Source organism: Brevibacterium sp. 1718, assembly GCF_051131255.1.
Classification (GTDB): domain Bacteria; phylum Actinomycetota; class Actinomycetes; order Actinomycetales; family Brevibacteriaceae; genus Brevibacterium; species Brevibacterium sediminis.
The window spans coordinates 2864353-2883759 of the sequence record NZ_CP186550.1 but is presented as its reverse complement, the minus strand read 5'-3'; the positions used below and the strand labels follow the sequence as shown (position 1 = coordinate 2883759).

At 65.8% G+C, this 19407-nt stretch carries 17 protein-coding genes; 6 read left to right on the top strand and 11 right to left on the bottom strand.

Going from position 1 to position 19407, the window contains the following annotated elements; genetic code table 11:
* Window positions 1-179: 179 nt before the first annotated feature.
* From ACOZ9V_RS12955 to ACOZ9V_RS12930, 6 genes are all read right to left on the bottom strand, one after another.
* On the bottom strand, window positions 180-1688 hold the full coding sequence (locus tag ACOZ9V_RS12955; RefSeq protein WP_434590612.1) for a SulP family inorganic anion transporter: 1509 nt from the start codon (window positions 1686-1688) through the stop codon (window positions 180-182).
* A 26-nt stretch (window positions 1689-1714) separates the two neighbouring features.
* Entirely contained in the window at window positions 1715-2953 is a 1239-nt protein-coding gene (locus tag ACOZ9V_RS12950; RefSeq protein WP_181271629.1) for a M20 family metallo-hydrolase, read from the bottom strand.
* 80 nt (window positions 2954-3033) lie between these two features.
* Entirely contained in the window at window positions 3034-3768 is a 735-nt protein-coding gene (locus ACOZ9V_RS12945) for an LmeA family phospholipid-binding protein (RefSeq protein WP_139468907.1), read from the bottom strand.
* Window positions 3769-3859: 91 nt separating this feature from the next.
* Window positions 3860-4582, bottom strand: a complete 723-nt coding sequence (locus ACOZ9V_RS12940) for a LutC/YkgG family protein (RefSeq protein WP_139468906.1) — start codon at window positions 4580-4582, stop codon at window positions 3860-3862.
* Window positions 4579-6102: a lactate utilization protein B gene (locus tag ACOZ9V_RS12935; RefSeq protein WP_229664097.1), complete on the bottom strand. Its 1524-nt coding sequence runs from the start codon at window positions 6100-6102 to the stop codon at window positions 4579-4581. Before ACOZ9V_RS12935 ends, ACOZ9V_RS12940 begins: the two co-directional genes overlap by 4 nt.
* Window positions 6099-7094 carry a (Fe-S)-binding protein gene (locus ACOZ9V_RS12930; protein WP_434590608.1) on the bottom strand — a complete coding sequence of 332 codons (996 nt, stop codon included), beginning with the start codon at window positions 7092-7094 and terminating at the stop codon, window positions 6099-6101. Before ACOZ9V_RS12930 ends, ACOZ9V_RS12935 begins: the two co-directional genes overlap by 4 nt.
* Window positions 7095-7405: 311 nt before the next feature.
* Between ACOZ9V_RS12930 and ACOZ9V_RS12925 the strand changes: the two genes are divergently transcribed.
* Window positions 7406-8326 carry an SCO6745 family protein gene (locus ACOZ9V_RS12925; RefSeq protein ID WP_434590605.1) on the top strand — a complete coding sequence of 307 codons (921 nt, stop codon included), beginning with the start codon at window positions 7406-7408 and terminating at the stop codon, window positions 8324-8326.
* A gap of 7 nt (window positions 8327-8333) precedes the next feature.
* Here the strand turns inward: ACOZ9V_RS12925 and ACOZ9V_RS12920 are convergent, their stop codons facing one another.
* The 3 genes from ACOZ9V_RS12920 to orn form a co-directional block, all read right to left on the bottom strand.
* The gene (locus ACOZ9V_RS12920) at window positions 8334-9998 is read right to left on the bottom strand and encodes a SulP family inorganic anion transporter (protein ID WP_181271630.1); all 1665 of its coding nucleotides are present in this window, start codon (window positions 9996-9998) and stop codon (window positions 8334-8336) included.
* Complete coding sequence (locus ACOZ9V_RS12915; protein WP_062862026.1) at window positions 9995-10366, bottom strand: ArsR/SmtB family transcription factor; 372 nt, start codon at window positions 10364-10366, stop codon at window positions 9995-9997. Before ACOZ9V_RS12915 ends, ACOZ9V_RS12920 begins: the two co-directional genes overlap by 4 nt.
* Window positions 10367-10483: 117 nt before the next feature.
* On the bottom strand, window positions 10484-11068 hold the full coding sequence (gene orn, locus ACOZ9V_RS12910) for an oligoribonuclease (protein WP_434595400.1): 585 nt from the start codon (window positions 11066-11068) through the stop codon (window positions 10484-10486).
* Between the two features lie 227 nt (window positions 11069-11295).
* Here orn and ACOZ9V_RS12905 point away from each other — a divergent pair, with 227 nt between their 5' ends.
* From ACOZ9V_RS12905 to ACOZ9V_RS12895, 3 genes are all read left to right on the top strand, one after another.
* The gene (locus ACOZ9V_RS12905; RefSeq protein ID WP_229664098.1) at window positions 11296-12915 is read left to right on the top strand and encodes a hypothetical protein; all 1620 of its coding nucleotides are present in this window, start codon (window positions 11296-11298) and stop codon (window positions 12913-12915) included.
* A 157-nt stretch (window positions 12916-13072) separates the two neighbouring features.
* On the top strand, window positions 13073-14059 hold the full coding sequence (locus tag ACOZ9V_RS12900) for a tetratricopeptide repeat protein (protein WP_181271681.1): 987 nt from the start codon (window positions 13073-13075) through the stop codon (window positions 14057-14059).
* Between the two features lie 188 nt (window positions 14060-14247).
* Window positions 14248-15888 carry a hypothetical protein gene (locus ACOZ9V_RS12895; RefSeq protein WP_229664099.1) on the top strand — a complete coding sequence of 547 codons (1641 nt, stop codon included), beginning with the start codon at window positions 14248-14250 and terminating at the stop codon, window positions 15886-15888.
* Between the two features lie 30 nt (window positions 15889-15918).
* Here ACOZ9V_RS12895 and ACOZ9V_RS12890 read toward each other — a convergent pair whose 3' ends face one another.
* Both ACOZ9V_RS12890 and ACOZ9V_RS12885 read right to left on the bottom strand, forming a co-directional pair.
* Complete coding sequence (locus ACOZ9V_RS12890; protein ID WP_181271683.1) at window positions 15919-16311, bottom strand: hypothetical protein; 393 nt, start codon at window positions 16309-16311, stop codon at window positions 15919-15921.
* Between the two features lie 149 nt (window positions 16312-16460).
* Entirely contained in the window at window positions 16461-16811 is a 351-nt protein-coding gene (locus ACOZ9V_RS12885; RefSeq protein ID WP_139468900.1) for a hypothetical protein, read from the bottom strand.
* 114 nt (window positions 16812-16925) lie between these two features.
* On the opposite strand from ACOZ9V_RS12885, the gene ACOZ9V_RS12880 reads away from it, so the two are divergent.
* Both ACOZ9V_RS12880 and mnmA read left to right on the top strand, forming a co-directional pair.
* Window positions 16926-18137: a cysteine desulfurase family protein gene (locus ACOZ9V_RS12880; protein ID WP_181271631.1), complete on the top strand. Its 1212-nt coding sequence runs from the start codon at window positions 16926-16928 to the stop codon at window positions 18135-18137.
* Entirely contained in the window at window positions 18134-19348 is a 1215-nt protein-coding gene (mnmA, locus tag ACOZ9V_RS12875; RefSeq protein WP_434590598.1) for a tRNA 2-thiouridine(34) synthase MnmA, read from the top strand. Before ACOZ9V_RS12880 ends, mnmA begins: the two co-directional genes overlap by 4 nt.
* Window positions 19349-19407 lie beyond the last annotated feature (59 nt).

Genomic DNA, 19407 nt, shown 5'->3' with positions numbered 1-19407 from the left:
CTCCGCGTCCGAACGGCTGTGTGCCCGACTGCATTTCGCCCCACGAAGTGATGTAGCCGTTGGTGCCCGAGTGCGGAAGAACCCACACTTTCGGGCGGAAAGCGGCATCCGGGGCTGACTGTGACATTGCGGACAGTCTACCTCAGCGGATCGCGCGCCTGCCCGACTTCACCGGGCAGTTATCCCAGCCCGCCGGAGAGTCGCGTATGCAGAGTCTCGGTATACGCATTCATTCCGGTGATCTCCACGTTCGTGCCCAGCGCCTCGTACTTCGTCACGATCGCATCGAGGGCGGCCACTGTCGATGCATCCCAGACATGCGATTCCGTCATATCGATGACGACCTGATCGGGATCATGTGTGTATCGGAACTGAGTGGTCAGGTCATTCGAGGAGGCGAAGAAGAGCTCGCCGCGGACCACATACCGGGCGACCGCCTCGGTGACCGTGCGCTCGACGGTGACGAAGTGGGCGACCCTCCGAACGAAGAGCACACTGGCCACGAACACTCCGACAACAACGCCGATGGCGAGGTTGCCGGTGGCGACGACGACGGCGACGGTGGCGATCATGACGAAAGTCTCGGACTTCGGCAGCATCTTAAGCGTCGAGGGACGGATGGAATGCCAGTCGAAGGTGTCGACGCAGACCATCATCATGATGGCAGCGAGTGCGACCATCGGGATCATGCCGACGATGTCGCCGAGCACGACGACGAAGATGAGCAGGAACGCTCCGGCCATGAACGTCGAGATCCGAGTCCTCGCCCCCGAAGCGCGGACATTGATCATCGTCTGCCCGATCATCGCGCAGCCGCCCATCCCGCCGAAGAGGCCGGAGATCATGTTCGCGGCTCCCTGACCCCAGGACTCACGGGTCTTGTTCGAGTGCGTGTCGGTGATCTCGTCGACGAGCTTGGCCGTCATGAGCGACTCCATCAGCCCGACCAGTGCCATGGCCAGCGAGTAAGGGGCGATCGTCGTGAAGGTCTGCCAGGTCAGCGGCACATGCGGGATGAAGAGTTCGGGCAGGCTGCGCGGCAGCTCGCCCTGGTCGCTGACAGTAGGGACATCGATGGCGAACACGACGACGATGCCGGTGATGATCACGATCGTGATCAGCGGTGCCGGTACGATCTTCGTCAGCTTCGGCATGAACACGAGCACGACGATGGCGATGGCCAGCAGCGGGTAGACCATCCACGGCACTCCGATGACGTGGGGGACCTGTGCTGCGAAGACGAGGATCGACAGGGCGTTGACGAACCCGACCATCACGCTGCGGGGGATGAACCGGATGAGCTTCGCGACTCCGGCCACGGCCAGCAGGATCTGGAACACACCGGCGAGCATGACGGTGGCGATGAACATGTCCATCCCGTGCTCGCGGGCGACGGGGGCGATGACGAGCGCGACGGCTCCCGTCGCCGCGGAGATCATGGCCGGGCGCCCGCCGAGGAACGCGATCGAGGTGGCCAAGATGAATGCGGAGAACAGCCCGACCTTCGGATCGACTCCGGCGATGATCGAGAACGCGATCGCCTCGGGGATGAGGGCGAGCCCCACGACGAGTCCGGCCAGGACCTCACGGGTGAGCAGCCTCGGTGAGGTCAGTGCGGTGAGGACGGTCGGATCGGGGCGGTAGCGGCGGGCATCGTCGGCGGTTTCGGCGGGAATGGGAGTCGTCACGACCGGAACATTACCCGCCCCCGCGGTCAGCCGCGACTGCGGCGGTCGATGCGCAGAATGGTTTCGAGAAGGACAGAGATGCCGGGCATGATGTCGGCAAAGTCGGTGAACTCTTCGGGACAATGGCTGCGGCCGTCGACAGACGGAACGAAGATCATTCCCACCTGGGTCTTTGCAGCGATGATTCCAGCATCATGACCGGCACCCGAGAACATGGTTGCGCGCGTGAGACCGAAATCGTCGGCCACTTCAGTGATTGTGGAAGTGATCGGCTCATGCAGGGGGACCGGCGCATCATCGGTGGTCCATTCGATTTCGACCTCGACTCCGCGCTTCTCGGCCTCGTTCCCCGCCGCCGCAGTGAGGCGGCGCTGAGCTTCGTTGAGCCAGGAGCCTTCGGGGCCTCGGAACTCTCCTTCGAAGCTTGCGATCTGCGAAACGACGTTGACTGCCTCGGGAGTGAAGCTGATCTGTCCGCTGGTGCCTCGAGTATTCAATCCGGACTCGGCGATCGATTCTACGGCGAGCACCGTTCCAGCCGCCGCGCAGCCGGCATCGGCCCGTACGTCCATCGGAGTCGTACCCGCATGGTCCTGGCGGCCGGTGAAGAGGGCCCGGAAGTGGTTGATACCAGTGATTGTCTCGACGACGCCGATCTGTCGCCCCGCCCGTTCGAGCTCTGGGCCCTGTTCGATGTGGAGTTCGAGGAAGGCCGTGACCGGATTGAAATCGTAGGCGGCGGAGAGGAAGTCGTCGGGGTCGATACGGGAATCAGGCAGTGCGTCTGCCAGAGAACGTCCGGTGGGATCCGTCATGGCTAGGGTCTGACGGTCGACCTGACCGGTCATCGCGCGGGAGCCGACGCAGAAGAGGCCGAAGTCATTGGGCTCCTCGTTGAAGAACACCACGACCACAAGATCGTGATCGACGCGGATGTCGTGCTCCCGGATGAGCCGCACTACCTCGATTGCGCCGAGCACTCCGATGATCCCATCGAAACGTCCGCCTCCGTCGACGGTGTCGGTATGCGATCCGAGCATGATCTGACGACCACCGAGGCGGCCGGGCAGCACTCCGATGACATTGCCGGCGCCGTCGATGCGGGTGTCCATCCCGGACTGTCGCATGAGTCTGCGGGCGAATTCTCGACCCGAAACGTCGAATTCGCTCAGGGCGCGCCTCGTCCAACCGGGACGATCGGAGTCAGTCAATGTCGACAGCTCGGTGAGTTCGGAGGCGACGCGTTCGCGTGCGGGAGTGATCATGCTCATCATTGAGTCCTCTCATCAGTCAGTGCCGGAGCTTCCGCGACCCCGAATCTTCACGCAGGTTCTGTTGGGTTCGTCTACTGCAGGCTGACGCCGGATCCGTGGAGGCGGACTTGCAGTCCCGAGTCGGTGGCGGTGATGTCGGTGAGCTCGAGTCCGGCGGGCAGGAAGTCGAGATCGATGACGATATCGGAGATCTCAGAGGTGAGGAAGCCAGGCAGGCGATCAAGGGAGAACTCCGCCGAACCCAGCTTGATCGTCGTCGCGTCGACGACGGCCCGCCTGCCGTCGGCCTTCGGGTCGATGCCCACAAGCAGATCCTGACCGAGCATCGACCCTTTGAGGAAGAGTTCGCCGTCGACGGTCGTGAACGACATCCCCTCGGGCAGGTTCGCATGTTCGGCGGCGAGCTCGTCGAGGGTCGAGTGGGGGAGCACCGCAGTGCCGTCGACGGTGCCGATCGGCTTCGACCCGCCGGTGGGAACGTCATAGAGCTTCGCATCGACATCGGTGAAGTCGACACCCTCATAGGTGGCCTCATCGGCGGTGACATGCACCGAGTTCAGTTCTCTGGAAGCCAGCTGCGTGAGGATGGGGAAGCCTTCGACGGAGACCTCGGCTTCACCGTAGTCGGCAAGTCCGTCGGCGATGCGCTGCTCCGTGGTGTAGTCGACGATGCGGTCGGCCGCGACACTGCCGATGATGAGGGTTAGGACGATGACGACCGCGGAGACGATGAACGTCGTCCGCCGACTGCGACGTCGAGGCCGGTCATCCGGCCGCGGGTACTGAAGGGTCTGCGCCGTGGTCATGAGCTCCATTGTTCCGCACTCGCCGGTCCGTTCGCATTCGCCGGTCCGAGTGCGCTCGCCGGCTCGGCCGAGTCGAAGGTCCTCGCTGCGCTCATCCGTTGAGGATGATGACGTCGAGGGTGCGCGGTCCGTGGACTCCTTCGACCCGGCTGAGCTCGATGTCGCTCGTGGCCGAGGGCCCGGAGATGAACGTCAGCGGTGCGTGCGCGTCGAGCCGGGAGATTCCCTCGGGGACGATGTCGACGATGTCGTCCGTCCGGACGATGCACACATGATGGTCGGGCACGAGCGTGATCGCCCTCCGCCCGCACTCGTCCGATCCGTCGAGGACGATGGTGCCCGTCTGCGCGATCGCCACCGCCGAGGCGGTCACCACCGCCCCCTGAGCGTCGAGTTCGTCGACGCTGAGGAACTCACCCGGAGCATCGACCCGCACCCCACCGGAATACCCCGCCAGCCAGGACGAGTCGAGGCCGCGGGGGACGACGACCGAGGAATGGTCGCCGATGAGCTCGGAGATCGTCGCGCTCGGGTCGCCGTCGGCGCGGTGGACGTTGGCTCTGTAGTCGACGAGGCGGTCGATGAGCAGTTCGACGAGGGCCTCACCCGTGTATGTGCCCTCATGGTGGTATCCGGCGTCGGCGGCCGTGGCGGCAGTGTTCGCCGAGGCGACCCCACCGGATTCGGCATGTGCCGTGCCGCCGGTGCCCGGTACCGCCGTCCGCGGAGACGACGACACGTATTCCCCGCCGCCGCGGCGACCGAGTGCTTCGCTGATGCGGGCGAGGATCTCCTCGCGGGCGGTATCGGTCATCGCTGTCCCTCCTCGTCGCGGTCGTTCGCTTCCTCTTCGGCCCACAGCTGTCGGAAGCTCTTCTCGGGCAGGGCCGGGATGTCCCGGCTCGATGTCCAGGCGCCGGCGATTCCGGGCAGAGCGTTGATCTGCTCACCGCCGGTGACCTTGTGCGCGAGAGGCAGTCCCTTCTCCGCAGCGGCCATCCGCTTCCCGTCGCCCATCATCCACGACGCACCGGTGAGGGCGGCGTCGAGCTGGGAGGACACAGGGGAGTGGTTGGCCTTGACATCTTCGCCCCGCAGATGGACGAGGATCTCGGGAATGTTGATCTTCACCGGGCACACGTCGTAGCAGGCCCCGCACAGGCTCGACGCGTACGGCAGCGAACCGTTGCCCTGCTCTTCGACACCGGTGAGCAGCGGGGAGAGGATCGCCCCGATGGGGCCGGGGTAGGTCGAGCCGTAGGCGTGGCCGCCGGTGCGTTCGTAGACCGGGCAGACGTTCATGCATGCCGAGCAGCGGATGCAGTTGAGCGCCGTGCGTCCGTGCTCATCGGCCAGGGCCCGGGTGCGTCCGTTGTCGAGAAGCACGAGGTGGACGTTCTGCGGCCCGTCGCCATCGGATCGACCGGTCCAGAACGAGGTGTAGGGGTTCATCCGCTCACCCGTGGACGAGCGCGGCAGCAGCTGCAGGAACACCTCGAGATCGGCGAACCTCGGCAGCAGCTTCTCGATCCCCATGACGGTGATGAGCGTCTCCGGCAGGGTCAGGCACATGCGCCCATTGCCCTCGGACTCGACCACTCCGAGAGTGCCGGTCTCCGCGATACCGAAGTTCGCTCCGGAGATCGCGACCTTCGTGGTGAGGAATTTGTGGCGCAGGTGTCGGCGGGCCGCCTCGGCGAGGACGGCCGGTTCGTTCGTCAGCTCCCCGGCGTCGGGCATCTTGTCCATGAAGATCTCACGGATCTCATCCCGGTTGCGGTGGATGGCGGGAACGAGGATGTGGCTGGGTTTGTCCTCGCCGAGCTGGACGATGAGCTCGGCCAGATCCGTCTCGAACGCATCGATGCCTTCGGCCTCGAGGTGCTCGTTGAGACCGATCTCCTGGGTGGCCATCGACTTGACCTTGATGACCTCACGGCGGCCTGTCTCGAGCACCGGCGCATTGTCCTCGACGAGTTCGGCGACGATGGCATTGGCCTCATCGGCGTCGCGGGCCCAGTGGATGATGCCGCCGGCGGCGGTGAATGCCTCTTCGAACTGCGCGAGATACTCGGGCAGGTTTGCCATCACTTCGTTCTTCGTGGCCTCACCGGCGTCGCGCAGGGCTTCCCAGTCGTCGAGCTCGGAGACGACCTCGGCGCGCTTGGACCGAATCGTCGAGGTGGCGTGGCCTATGTTGTTGCGCAGCTGCTGGTTGCTCAGATGCTCGTGCGAGACCTCGGGAAAGGCCTCGGCTTCGATGATGTTGCCCTGCCCGCCGGGCAGATCGCCGCGTCGCTTCGACGGCAGCAGCGGCATTCCCAGAAAGGTCATCGCAGGCTCCCTCCGCTCACTTCTGCTCCTTCGCTCGGCACCCGCAGCGGGTCCTCCTTCGTCGACGCGAGGATCCGGGCCAGATGGACCGCGGCCTGACCGACGCGGAACCCGGACTGGGTGCGGCTCGGCTCAGCCGGAGAGGTGCCCCGATGGCCTGGGGTGAGGTGGTCGTCATCGTCGGCACCGACGACCGTCGTCAGCGTCTCGGTCGTGTGCCCCCGCTCATCGGTCGAACTCGTCTCCTTGACGTGGACGGCGGTGACGTCCGGGGCGCCGTCGAAGCTTCCGGTGCGTTCGAACCGCGACATTCCCCCGCCGATGTGCAGCAGACAGGAGGCATCGCCGCCGGTGCAGACATCGGCTTCGGTCGCCTGGATCGTGCGCACCTTGTCGGCGAGCATCGCCGAGGACACCTCCGGGTTCTTCACGGAGAAAGTGCCGCCGAACCCGCAGCAGGAATCGGCCAGAGGCAGTTCGACGAAGTCGATGCCCTCGACGGACCGGACGAGGGAGGACTGTCGATCGCCGAGGCGCAGCAGCCGCATTCCGTGGCACGACGGGTGATACGTCACACGGTGCGGGAAATAGGAACCGAGATCGGCCGCGGCATCCGTGACGCCTTGGACGTCGGTGAGGAACTGGGTGAGCTCATAGGTGCGGCCGGCCACCTCGGCGGCCTCGGAAGCCAGGGCATCATTGCCCACCCGGGTGGCGACCATCGGCTGCTGGTGGCCGAGCGAGGCCACGCATGAAGCGGACGGGGCGACGGCGACATCCCATTCGGTGCTCGTGAAGGCGCGGACGTGATTGGCGATGACCGGTTCGGCCTGCGCGAACTTGCCGGAGTTGATGTGCATCTGCCCACAGCACGACTGGCCTTCGGGGAAGATCACCTCATGGCCGAGTCGGCGCAGAATTCTCACGGTTGCCTGCGCAACCTCGGGATACATCGCATCGACGATGCAGGTGGCGAACAGTGCGATCCTCATCTGACCTCCAAGCCGGACGCTGTGCTGATGCGGTTGGCGGGATCGGCTTCCGACCGGGACGATGCCGTGGTCGCAAACGGTCCGTGTCACTCCATGCTCAGACCGTAGCACCGGGTCCTGACGCGGCAAATGTGCGCGACCGGACGGGCGCGCCGGTGCGAGGATCGACGCGGGAGTCCGGCCGCCTCGGGGGAGGGGGAAAGCGATTTAGGACCTATGAGACTGCGCTATTGACCTGCGCCGGTCGGTGCGGGCAGCGACGCACGCGCAGACCCATTTACCTGGGAGGAGACCGCCCATAGGATGACGATATGGATTCCCAGCGCACACAGAACATCAGAACGGTCTCGGCCCGCATCAACTCCTTCCACTCGTCGATCTACTTCTCGCAGACGGTCGGCGCCGAGTACGCCAAGTACGGACTCGAACCCGGTGTCGAAGGCAATATGGCCGCCCGTTCGGCTCCGCTGGGACGGGTGAATCCCGGAGTCGTGTCCGCCGCGTACTACAACTATTCCCCGAATTTCGTCGCCGGAATGCTGCCGCGCCTGTGGGAGACGGTGAGCCCGGAGCAGATGGTCCAGGCCCGCTTCGACGCAGTGGGCGCGTACATGGCCGAACTCTTCGGTGACCGTGATGACATCGCCCTGCTCACCGAGGCGGCCACCCAAGTGACGGAGACGCTGGCACCCGTGCTCGCCGCCATGGACTTCTCCGGCCGCACCCTGGCCGCAGCCACCGCCGACGTCATCGTCGGCCACCAGGCGGCCACCGCATTCGAGAAGATGTGGGACGTGGCGACCGTGGCCCGCGAATTCCGCGGCGACGGCCATGTCGCCTCCCTCGTCACCGCCGGTGTGCCCGGAATCGACGCCCTCATGCTCGACGTCGCGACCGGTGCCGGGTTCCGTCCGCGAGCGGCACAGAAGACACGCGGCTACACGGATGAGGAATGGCAGACCGCGCAGTCCAGGCTCGCCGAGGCGGGGCTGATCACCGTGGACAAGGATGAACGCGGGCACGACCTCCCCACCATCACCGAGGCGGGACGTGACCTGAAGGAACAGGTCGAAGCCCTCACCGACGGCACCGTTGCAGCCGCGTGGTCGGTGCTTGACGATCAGACGATCGAATCTCTGCTCTCGCCGAGCCGTGACCTGCTGCGCGTCATTGCGAAGTCAGGTGCCTTCCCGTCGAACATCTTCGCCCGCCCCGAGAAGAAGGCCGGCTGAGACACGATCAGCTCTGCCGCGCCCGCTCCACATGCGAGCGGGCATGGGCGAGGGCAGCCGGAAGCTCATCGAAGAGATGCTTGTGGTGACGCAGTGCGGCGAGCACCCCGACCTGTTCGAACAGTCCGGCCTGGCTGTCTCTGACGCCCTTGATGAGCACCGTGATCCCGCGGCGTTCGAAGGCTGTGACCATATCGGTGAGGATGTGTGCGCCGGTGGCGTCGACGAGTTCGAGCTGCGACATGCGCAGCACGACGACCTCGACTCCCCGCAGCCCCAGAACCTCATCCGAGATGCGATCGGCCGAGGCGAAGAACAGCGGTCCGTGGAAATGGACGATGGCAATCCTCTCATCACCCGGATACTCGGACTCTGATTCCGAGAGTCGTTCGATGCGCACCGAGGTGATCGACGACAGCTTCCGCAAAGCGAAGACCGCGGCAACGACGACGCCGATGCCCACGGCGACGATGAGGTCGAATGAGATGGTGATGAGCGCAGTGATGACGAACCCGAAGGCATCGGACTTCGTCGAGCGCAGAATCGACCGCATCGTCTTGAGATCGACCATCCGGACCGCCGTGACGAAGAGGACTCCGCCGAGGGCCGCCAGCGGAATCCGACTCACCGGTCCCGCAGCCACCAGCACGATGAGCAGCAGCACGGCCGCGTGGACGATCGAGGCCAGGCGCGTGCGACCGCCGGCACGGATGTTCACGGAGGTGCGGGCGATGGCACCGGTGGCAGGGATGCCGCCGAACAGCGACGATCCGATCGAGGCGACGCCCTGGCCGACGAGCTCACGGTCAGGCTGGTAGGCGCCGGCGTCGGACATCGACGAGGCGACCCTGGCCGAAAGCAGCGACTCAATGGCCGCGAGCGCGGCGATCGTGCCCGCCGCCGGCAGCAGTGACGGCAGGGAGGCCGGGTCGACGACCGGCAGGCTGGGGGTCGGCAGCGACTGGGGGATCTCTTCGATCGTGGCCAGGGGATTGGGCACGATTCCGGCGAGCACGGTGACGACGACGATGCCGACCAATGATCCGGGGATCGACTCATGGAACTTCGGAGCCAGCAGCATGCAGACGGCGACGATCGCGACCGCACCCAGGGAGTAGGGCAGATACGAACAGTCCGCCGACGAAACGAGCTGCACGGCGGCGGCGAAGGCATTCGTGCTCACCTCGCCCGGAACCAGATCATCGGGGGTCGTCACGAACGGCACCTGTTGGAGGAAGATGATCGCAGCGATGCCGACGGTGAAGCCTTCGATCACCGGCCAGGGAATGAAGGACACCGTCCGGCCGAGCCGCAGCAGTCCGGCCACGACGACGATGAGTCCGGCGATGAGGGTGACGGCGATGACGGCCTCGGCGCCGTGGCTGGCGACGATCGGCACGAGGACGACGGCCATGGCACCGGTGGGACCGGAGATCTGCAGGTGGGATCCGCCGAAGACCGCGGCGAGGAAGCCTGCGACGATTGCGGTGATGAGTCCCTGTTCGGCAGTGAGCCCGGAGCTGACTCCGAAGCCCAGAGCCAGGGGCAGGGCGACGATGCCGACAGTGGCACCGGCGAGGAGGTCCTTCGGCCAGGAGCGGCGGGTCTCACGGTAGTCGGCGACCGACGGCAGCAGAGACCGGGTGCGGCGCAGCGGAGATGTCGGGCTCATGCCGTATCAGCGCCCGGGATCTTCGGCAGCGAACGGGCTTCGGCGAGTCGCTGCTCATCGTCTTCGAGCATCGTCAGCAGCAGGCTCCTGGCCACCGCGAGCAGCTCTGCGGTGCGCCGGTCGGCCAGACGGTAGTAGACATGGCTGGCCCGACGTTCGGATTCGACGAGACGGTGGCGCCGCAGCACTGCGAGATGCTGCGAGAGGTGCGAGGCCTCGAGTGCGGTCTCGGCCTGCAGATCGGCCACGCTGACCTCGTCGTTGCCGGAGAGGAGCTCGAGGATGCGGATGCGGAAGGGGTGGGCGAGGCCCTTGAAGAGGTTCGCCTTGACCTCGTACAGGGGTCGCTGAAGCTGATTCAATGGCATGATGAAACCATCATATCGAACGCTCGGGTTCAGATCCGGCTGGTCTCAGAGAATGAACAGCCCGGTTCCGCAGCTGCGGAACCGGGCTGTGCTCACGATCGCCTCGGAAGGCGGCGGTCAGTCCTCGTCGGTCGCCTTCGGGTAGGCCTCGGCCACCTCGGCGGCAATCGATCTCGCCTCATCGGAACTCGGCCCCTCGGCGGAGAACACGGCCTTCCGGTAGTACTGGAGCTCGATGATCGAGTCGATGATGTCTCCGAGTGCACGGTGGCCACCGTGCTTGGCCGGTGCTTGGAAGTAGGCGCGTGGGAACCACTGCTTGGACAGTTCCTTGATCGAGGAGACATCGATGATCCGGTAGTGCAGGTGCTCGACGAGTTCGGGCATCTGTTTGGTGAGGAACACCTTGTCGGTGCCGACCGAGTTCCCTCCCAACGGTGCCTTGCCGGCCTCGGGGACATGCTTCTTCACGTATTCGAGGACTCGGGTCTGCGCCTCGGCGACGGTGGTGCCCGCGTCGAGTTCGGTGATCAGGCCCGAGGTGGTGTGCATGTTCGTGACGAATTCGTTCATGTTCGCCCGTGCCTCCGCCGAGGGCTTGATGACGATGTCGATTCCGTCGTCGAGGGGGTTGAGCTCGAAGTCGGTGACGATCGCAGCCACCTCGATGAGTTCGTCCCGCACCTCGTCGAGGCCGGTCATTTCGCAGTCGATCCACACAATTCTGTTGTTGCTCACTCGCCCAGCTTAGGGCAGACAGCAGGGAGCGGGACATTCCGGGGCGCAATCGGCGCCGCTGCGCGGCTTGGGCGTGTGAACGTCGACACACACTGAGCGTGCGCACAAAGGCGATGTCCGGTATGTGACTTAAACTTGAAGAGTCCCCGAACTGGGGTGCCATTTTTGCTCGGCTGAGGGAAGGTTCGCTCGTGCGTTACACATTCGCTGTGATTCTCATGGTGGTGGGTGTCGTCGTCGGTGGCCTCGGCATCCTGCAGAAGACCCTGTGGGCGCCGGAGGATACGATCACTGCCACCGCACAGATCGATGCCGACAAACCGGCAGTCATCGTCGACCCCGGAATGCTCAACCTCTACGAAACCCCGACCACGCTCACGGTCAAGGGCAGCGGTGACCTCACGATCGCCCAAGCTCCGATCGAGAACGTCGAAGCCTGGGCGGGACAGTCCGCCTATGACCGCGTCACCGGACTCGCCGAAGGCGGCAAGCTCACGACCAAGGCGACCGATGGTGAGGGCAAGGTTCCCAATCCCGCCGGGGCCGATCTGTGGCAGTCGGAAGTCACCGGCACCGATTCGGTGGAGCTGGAATGGAACGACGAGGCCAACCGCACCGGATTCCTCATTGCCGGTGACGGCGAAGCCGGAGCCGTCAAATCCGTGACCCTCACCTGGCCCAACCATGCCGAGACTCCCTGGGCGCTCCCGCTGATGATCATCGGCGGTGTCCTCTTCGTCGTCGGCGTCGTCCTCCTCTTCCTCGGTGCGAACAATTCGAAGAAGGAAGCGAACCGCCGCAAGGCGCGCCAGGAGCGCCGCCGCAAGCTCGCCGAATACGGCACCGCCTTCGCCGTCGTCCCCGTGCTCGCCCTGAGCGCCTGCGGGCCCGAAGAGCTGCCGAAGCCCGAGCCCTCCGAGGCTCCGAGCTCCGCGGCCGCGGGCGTCACCGATGACCAGGCCAAGCGGATCCTCGACTCCGTGGCCGCCGACGTCAAAGCCGCGGACAAGAAGACCGATAAGAAGGCACTGGCCGAACGCGCCGCCGGTCCTGCGCTCAAGCAGCGTGAAGACCTGTACAAGGTGAAAGACGATGTCGAAGACCAGAAGATGGCGCCGGAGGTGGCCAGCGAAGAGATCGTCGCCAACTACACCTCGGCCACCGATGCCTGGCCGCGCGTGACCAGCCTGATCACCTCCGCCGGTGGGAATTCGCAGCTGCTCGTGCTGACCCAGGAGGATCCGCGCAGCAACTACAAACTGTGGTCGCAGACCCAGCTGACGGCCGGCACGAAGCTGCCCGAACTGCCCGACTCGCGTCAGGGGGCGAAGATGCTCGAACCCGGATCCAAGGACTTCGTCACCACTCCGGAGAAGGCCGTTGCCGATTACGCTAAGGCCCTCGGCAGCGGGGCGGACTCGAAGGAGGCGAAGAAGTTCGAGTCCGATGACTTCTCGAAGTCCATCTGGAAGAACCAGAAGGACCAGAAGGCCAGCGCCGAAGAAGGCAAGGCCGAAGTCGACTACAAGTACACTCCGGGCAAGGAACTCGTCGCCCAGGGCACCGCCGGGGACGCCGCCATCGTCACCGGAGTCATCGACGCCGAATCGACGATCAGCCCCGAGTCGAAAGAGGGTCGCACCGGCACCCTGTCGCTGTCGTCGCCGCAGAAGGAACTCGTCGGCTCCGCGACGACCAAGGAGCCGGTGACGACGAAGACCACCCAGGTGCTCACCTTCCTCGTCCCCAAGGACGGCAAGGTCAAGCTCATCGGCGGTCTCGAGACTCTCGCCGGAGCCGAAGCAGGCTGAGGCGGAAGGGTCGGCACCGTGGTGTTCCTTCCCTGACGGCTGAGGAAATAGCCGTGAGCGCACCGGTGTTGATACGTTCTGTTGGATAAGCAAGGACCAGGTGCGTCACGGTTTGCGCCGAGCCCACCGACCGCGTCACAAAGGAGACCACGTGTCAATGGATCCCTCGCAGGAGAGCACGCAGCCCAATCAGGGACTCGACCTGTCGGCGGTGCGCAGCAAGAACATGCCCGCCGAACAGGCCGGTCAGACCGGTCAGGGCGGTCAGGCCGCCGGTGCGGGAGCCGGTGCTGACGGTGCCGCCGGCGGCCCGGCCGGTGGGGATCCGAATGCGGTCGCCGTTCCGGGACTGGTCTTCGACGTCGACGAATCGACGTTCACCAGCCTGGTGGCGATCTCCGACCGCGTGCCCGTCGTCATCGACCTGTGGGCCGAATGGTGCGAACCCTGCAAACAGCTCTCGCCGATCCTCGAACGCGTCGTCACCGCGTACGGGGGACGTCTGGTGCTGGCCAAGGTCGACGTCGATGCGAACCCGCGTCTGCAGCAGGCCTTCGGCGTTCAGTCGATCCCCACGGTCGTCGCCCTCATCAAGGGTCAGCCCGTGCCGCTGTTCCAGAGCGCTCTGCCCGAACCTCAGGTCCAGGCGTACTTCGACGAGCTGCTCAAGCTCGCAGGTGAGAACGGTGTGACCGGGCATGCGGCCGTCGGGGGAGCCGAGCCCGAACCGGCCGGCCCTGCCCACCCGGAGGCCGAAGAGGCACTCGCCAAGGGCGACTTCGACACAGCCGAGAACCTGTTCAAAGCCGCGCTGGCGAACTCTCCCGCCGATGAGGAGGCGAAGTTCGGTCTCGCCCGTGCAGGCCTGGGCCGCCGCCTCATCGACCAGGAACCAGCCGATCTCATCGCCGCCGCCGATGCGGACCCCAAGAACGTCGAAGCCGCGAAGGCCGCGGCCGACGCCGAAGTGGTCAGCGGCAAAGCAGGTAGCGCCTTCAACCGACTCATCTCACTCATCCGCACCACCGCGGGTGATGAGAAGGAGTCCCTGCGCCTGCGGGTCCTCGATCTCTTCGAGGTCCTCGGCGCCGACGACCCAGCCGTGACCAAGGCACGGACCGCACTCATGAGGGCACTGTTCTGATCCAGCGAATCCGACTCATCACCGCCATCCTCTTCGGCGTAGCGGCACTCACGCTCGCCGGACTGGTCATCTCTGCGCTCTCGGTCGTCGGCACCGACGAGATCACCGAGACGCCGGCCTTCAAGGTCAAGGACGGTGCCTACGCCGTCGTCCTCGACGAGGCGATCGTGCCCTATTCGGGTTCGAGCGTGACCGTGACGGCGAAGAACTCGAAGGGCACGGAGCTGTTCGTCGGCACCGCCAGCGGGGTCGACGCCGACAGCTACCTCGACGGGGTGGCGCAGGAGCAGATCAGTGATGTGTCGTTCCCGAACTCCGCCTCCCACCGGTTCACTCCCGGTGATGCGAAGCCTGAGGCCGATATCGCCGATCGCGACTGGTGGATCAGCTCGGACACGGGAAAGACGGTCGCGAAGACCTTCGACCTCGATGCCGAACCGCAGGTGCTCGTCATCGCTCCTGCGAACTCCGATGACAGCCTCGACGGAACGACGGTGAGTCTCCAGATGCGCGTCAAGGGCGTGTTCGCACTCAGCCTGCTCGGCATTGCCGGCACGATCATCCTCGCCGGATTCTCGGTGTTCTTCTTCATGCGCTGGTGGGCCTCGCGCATCCGCCCGCCGAAGAAGGACGTCGGACCCCCGAGCGGCAGCGAACCCGACAGCAACGACAGCGGACCCGACGGTGGCGGAGACGGTCCCTCGGGCGGCTCTGGCCGCGGCGGCCCGGAACCGGCCGCAGACCGCACGGTCAAGGGCGAGCCGGGACCGGCGACCCAGCCGATCTCGACAGTGCAGCCGGACACGGCCGGCCAAGCGCCGCCTCGGCGACGGGATCTGCGGAACCGGCGGTCCTTCCGCGCGGTGACGGCCTCTGTCTTGGGCACCGGACTCGTGCTCAGCGGCTGTGCGAATATGCCGATCGCCAAACCCAGCAGCCCGGACACCACTCCGTACGAGCGCACGGCGGTGCGTGCCGGAGAGGCCGGGAAGTTCATGACGAACTACACGGAATCGCTGGACAAGACACTCGGCGACAAGGGCTCCGACCTCGACAAGATCCAGGCGGCGCCGCTCATCGACCACACCCGCGCGCAGATCCAGATCGCGGACAAGGCGAAGCAGAAGCTGCGCGCACCAAACTTCACCGAGGTCGTCGCCGGCAGCCCGAACTTCACCGAATATCCGATGTGGTTCTACGCCTTCGGAACCGCGGACAAGAAGTCCACGGATGGGGACAAGCAGCTGACCCAGGTGATGCTGGTGACGCGGGAATCGGCGTCGACCGATCCGCTCGTGCGTTCGGCGTCCTATATCCCCACCGACCAGATGCCGACCCTCATGGCCGATGACAGCGGCGCCGTGGAGAAGGGACCCGAGGACTTCTCCGAGGATCTGACGACCGCGTCCGGTGACGTCTCGTCATTCCTCGTCGACGGCAAGGCGAAGTCCGGGGGCCCCGAGGGACTCAAGGAAGGCGGATTCAAGGGATTCCGCGACTACCTGGGTGACCTGCGGGACAAGGACTCCGGCTTCGACAAGGTCGATGTCGACTGCAAGCCCTATGAGGACCTCAAGTTCGAGGACATGACCTTGAGCACCGAGAACGGTGCGATCGGAATGGGCGAGGTGCGGTGCACCCTGACGATCAAGGCACCGTCGGACTACGCACTCGACCTCGGCGACACCGTCGAAGCCGTGAAGACGAACGACAAAGAGGGCGACACCATCAAGGTCGACACCGCGCACCCCTATGTGCTGATGAAGACCGGTGATGAACTCACCGCCGTCGCCACCGACTGGAACGTCCTGTCCTCCAAGGTGGAGTGACCCGGGCTCAGCCGCGGTTCGCGTGGATTGTCAGCCGCGGCTGGCGCGGCGGCCGACGCGCAGCAGCCACCACAGGCCGATGAGCGGCAGGAGCAGCGGAATATAGCCGTATCCGCTGCCGAAGTTCGACCACACCGACGGCTTTGCGAAGTCCTCGGGGTGGGTGTGGCTGAGGATGCCGACGACGATGACGCCGAGGAACTCGATCGCACAGGCCGCGACGGCGATCCGGTGCGAGACGCGGTTGCCGATGACCAGGCAGACCGTGGCGAGGATGTAGATCACCGCAGCGAAGGCCGAGAGCGAGTACGCGATCGGCGCGACATCGAATTCGCGGATGAGCTGGTAGCCCGCCCGGGCCGTGGCCGAGAGCGCGAAGACCCCGTACACCGCCGTCAGCGCCCGTCCCGGTCCGGTATGCATCGCCGAGAACGGCGACCGTCCCGTCTGTCCCCTCGCCGAGGCGGCCGTGGAGTCCGCGTCGCCCGCTGACTTCGCATTGCCTGCCGCGTTCGCGCTGCCTGCTGAGTTCGCATCGTCGGCGGAGTCCCCGCCGAACCGATTGCGCCTGGTCACTGCCAAATCTGGTCCAATCTCTCGATCATCACGATCACCGTCAGTCCTGCCGCGGCCAGCACACCCGGCCCCCAGCGGCTCAGTTCCGCAAACGCCCAGAACCCGGCCAGCGCCATGACCATGATCGCCGTGATGATGTAGCCGAAGTAGAGCAGCGGGTCGACATCATGCGTGGAGCCGAAGGTCGCAATCGAGATGATCAGCTGCACGATGAGCAGCAGCAGAAGCAGAGCGGCACCGCCGAGCAGGGCCTTGCCGGCCGGACGGTTGCGGATGGTCTCGACGATCGACCACAGGGTCAGGATGCCGGTGGCGGCATAGAGGACGATGGTGAAAACGGTGAACACGGAGACCAGTTTAGTCGGCCACACCGGCGGGCAACTCGTCCGGATGTGCCGCTGCGCAGGTGAGATGCCGCACGGATCCTGGCCGTAGCCTGGCTCACGCCCTAAAATTGCAGGGTGCCCATCTATCTCGATCACGCAGCCACCTCGCCGATGCCCGCCGAGGTGCTCGAGGTGTACACGAAGGAGCTGGCCCGCCGGGCCAACCCCTCGGCCCTGCACGCGGTCGGACAGGCGGCACGGATGCGCATCGAAGAAGCACGCGAAGGAATCGCCCGCGCGGTCGGTGCGGCCACCTCGTCGGAGGTGATCTTCACCTCCGGAGGCACCGAGGCGGACAATTTCGCTCTCAAGGGCCTCTACCTCGCCCGCAACAACGGAACGTTCACGGAGCCTGCGCGCCCGCGGGTGCTGACGACGACGATCGAACATCCTGCGATCCTCGAGACCGTGGAGTGGCTGGAGCGCCTCGGCGCCGAAGCCGTCTACCTGGACGTCGACTCGGCAGGGCGTCTCGATCTGGACGCGGCGACCGCCGAACTGCGCCGCGAACCCGAACGCACCGCGCTCATCAGCGTGATGGCCGCGAACAACGAGATCGGCACTCTGCAGCCGATCGCCGAGATCGGTGAGATCGCCGCCGAACTCGGCATTCCCTTCCACATCGACGCCGTGCAGGCGCTCGGACAGATCCCGCTCGACTTCGCGGCACTCAAGGCGACGGCCATGACGATCACCGCGCACAAGATCGGCGGCCCCGTCGGCATCGGCGCACTCCTGCTCGACCGCGCAGCGAGCCCGACGCCCATCCTCCACGGCGGGGGACAGGAGCGCAGCGTGCGTTCGGGCACCCTCGATGTCGCCGGTGCCGTGGCTTTCGCCGCCGCCGTCGATCTCGTCACTGCCGACCTCGAGTCCCGGTCGGCCCGACTGTCGGGGCTGCGGGACCGCCTCATCGCGGGAATCGAATCGAGCATCGACGGTGCCGTGCTCTCCGGTCCGCGCGGAGCGGACCGCCTGCCGGCCAATGCCCACTTCACGTTCCCGGGCTGCGAAGGGGACTCGCTGCTGTTCGGTCTCGATGCCAGGGGATTGGCCACCTCGACGGGATCGGCCTGCTCTGCCGGTGTCTCCCGTCCCTCCCATGTGCTCCTGGCCTGCGGGATGGATGAGGACAGCGCCCGCACCACCCAGCGCTTCACGCTCGGTCACGACACGACCGAATCCGATGTCGATGCCCTGCTCACGGCCCTTCCCGAGGTCGTCGACCAGGCACGCCGAGCCGGGATGGTTTCGGCAACACCCCGATGGATGCAAGGAGCATCATGAGAGTACTCGTCGCCATGTCCGGCGGAGTCGATTCCTCCGTCGCAGCCGCCCGTGCCGTCGACGCCGGACACGAAGTCGTCGGCGTTCACCTCGCCCTGTCCCGGATGCCCGGGACCCTGCGCACCGGATCGCGCGGCTGCTGCACGATCGAAGACTCCCGCGACGCCCACCGGGTGGCGGGAATGCTCGACATCCCCTTCTACGTCTGGGACTTCTCCGAGAGGTTCAAGGAAGACATCGTCGATGACTTCATCGCCGAATACGCCGCCGGACGCACCCCGAACCCGTGCATGCGCTGCAATGAGCGCATCAAGTTCGCCGCCCTCCTCGACCGGGCCCTGGCGCTCGGCTTCGACGCCATCGCCACCGGCCACTACGCCGAGGTGCTGCGTGACGACGAGGGCCGGCCCGAACTCCACCGCGGTGAGGATCTGGCCAAGGACCAGTCCTACGTCCTCGGTGTGCTCACCTCCGACCAGCTCGAGCACTGCTACTTCCCGATCGGTGCGACGGCGTCGAAGGCCGAAGTGCGCGCCGAGGCGGCCGAGCGCGGATTCTCCGTAGCGAACAAGCCCGACTCCTACGACATCTGCTTCATCCCCGACGGGGAAACGAAGGCCTGGCTGGCCGATAAGATCCCGATGCGACCCGGACTCATCAAGGACTCCGAAGGCGAAGTGCTTGGGCGTCACGACGGAGCGATGACGTATACGATCGGTCAGCGCAAGGGCCTCGGCATCGAGAAGCCTGCCGCGGACGGCAAGCCGCGCTTCGTCACCGGCCTCGACCCGGCCACGAACACCGTCACCGTCGGGTCGCGCGCCGACCTCGCGGTCTCGCATCTGACCGGAATCCGCACCTCCTGGGCCGGAGCGGCCCCCTCGGACATGGGTTCGACTCCGGAGACCGGGATCGACTGCGAAGTGCAGATCCGTGCCCACGCCGATCCGGTGCCGGCCCGTGCGTGGCTCGGCGAATTCGTCGCCGAGGCGCCCGAACACGAAGTCAACCCCATCGTCGACGAGGTCGAGGTGCCTGCCGCACGTCCGGCCGGGCAGCTCATGCACGTCGACGTCGATGAGGAGCTGTCCGGAGTGGCCCCGGGCCAGACCATGGTCATCTACCGCGGCACCCGTGTCCTCGGCCAGGCCACCATCGACTCCACGGCCAAGGACCGCATCACCCCGGCACCCGAATTCGCCGGTGCCTGAGCCGCTTCACCTCACTGAAGCGACGGCCCCGGGACCGATGTCGGTCACTGGCGATACTC

Excerpts from the sequence above, each read along its gene's own strand:
- ACOZ9V_RS12950 (WP_181271629.1), bottom strand. The coding sequence starts at position 2,953 with ATGATCACTCCCGCACGCGAACGCGTCGCCTCCGAACTCACCGAGCTG.
- ACOZ9V_RS12945 (WP_139468907.1), bottom strand. The coding sequence starts at position 3,768 with ATGACCACGGCGCAGACCCTTCAGTACCCGCGGCCGGATGACCGGCCT.
- ACOZ9V_RS12940 (WP_139468906.1), bottom strand. The coding sequence starts at position 4,582 with ATGACCGATACCGCCCGCGAGGAGATCCTCGCCCGCATCAGCGAAGCA.
- ACOZ9V_RS12935 (WP_229664097.1), bottom strand. The coding sequence starts at position 6,102 with ATGACCTTTCTGGGAATGCCGCTGCTGCCGTCGAAGCGACGCGGCGAT.
- ACOZ9V_RS12930 (WP_434590608.1), bottom strand. The coding sequence starts at position 7,094 with ATGAGGATCGCACTGTTCGCCACCTGCATCGTCGATGCGATGTATCCC.
- ACOZ9V_RS12925 (WP_434590605.1), top strand. The coding sequence starts at position 7,406 with ATGGATTCCCAGCGCACACAGAACATCAGAACGGTCTCGGCCCGCATC.
- ACOZ9V_RS12920 (WP_181271630.1), bottom strand. The coding sequence starts at position 9,998 with ATGAGCCCGACATCTCCGCTGCGCCGCACCCGGTCTCTGCTGCCGTCG.
- ACOZ9V_RS12915 (WP_062862026.1), bottom strand. The coding sequence starts at position 10,366 with ATGCCATTGAATCAGCTTCAGCGACCCCTGTACGAGGTCAAGGCGAAC.
- orn (WP_434595400.1), bottom strand. The coding sequence starts at position 11,068 with ATGACCGGCCTCGACGAGGTGCGGGACGAACTCATCGAGGTGGCTGCG.
- ACOZ9V_RS12900 (WP_181271681.1), top strand. The coding sequence starts at position 13,073 with ATGGATCCCTCGCAGGAGAGCACGCAGCCCAATCAGGGACTCGACCTG.
- ACOZ9V_RS12890 (WP_181271683.1), bottom strand. The coding sequence starts at position 16,311 with ATGCATACCGGACCGGGACGGGCGCTGACGGCGGTGTACGGGGTCTTC.
- mnmA (WP_434590598.1), top strand. The coding sequence starts at position 18,134 with ATGAGAGTACTCGTCGCCATGTCCGGCGGAGTCGATTCCTCCGTCGCA.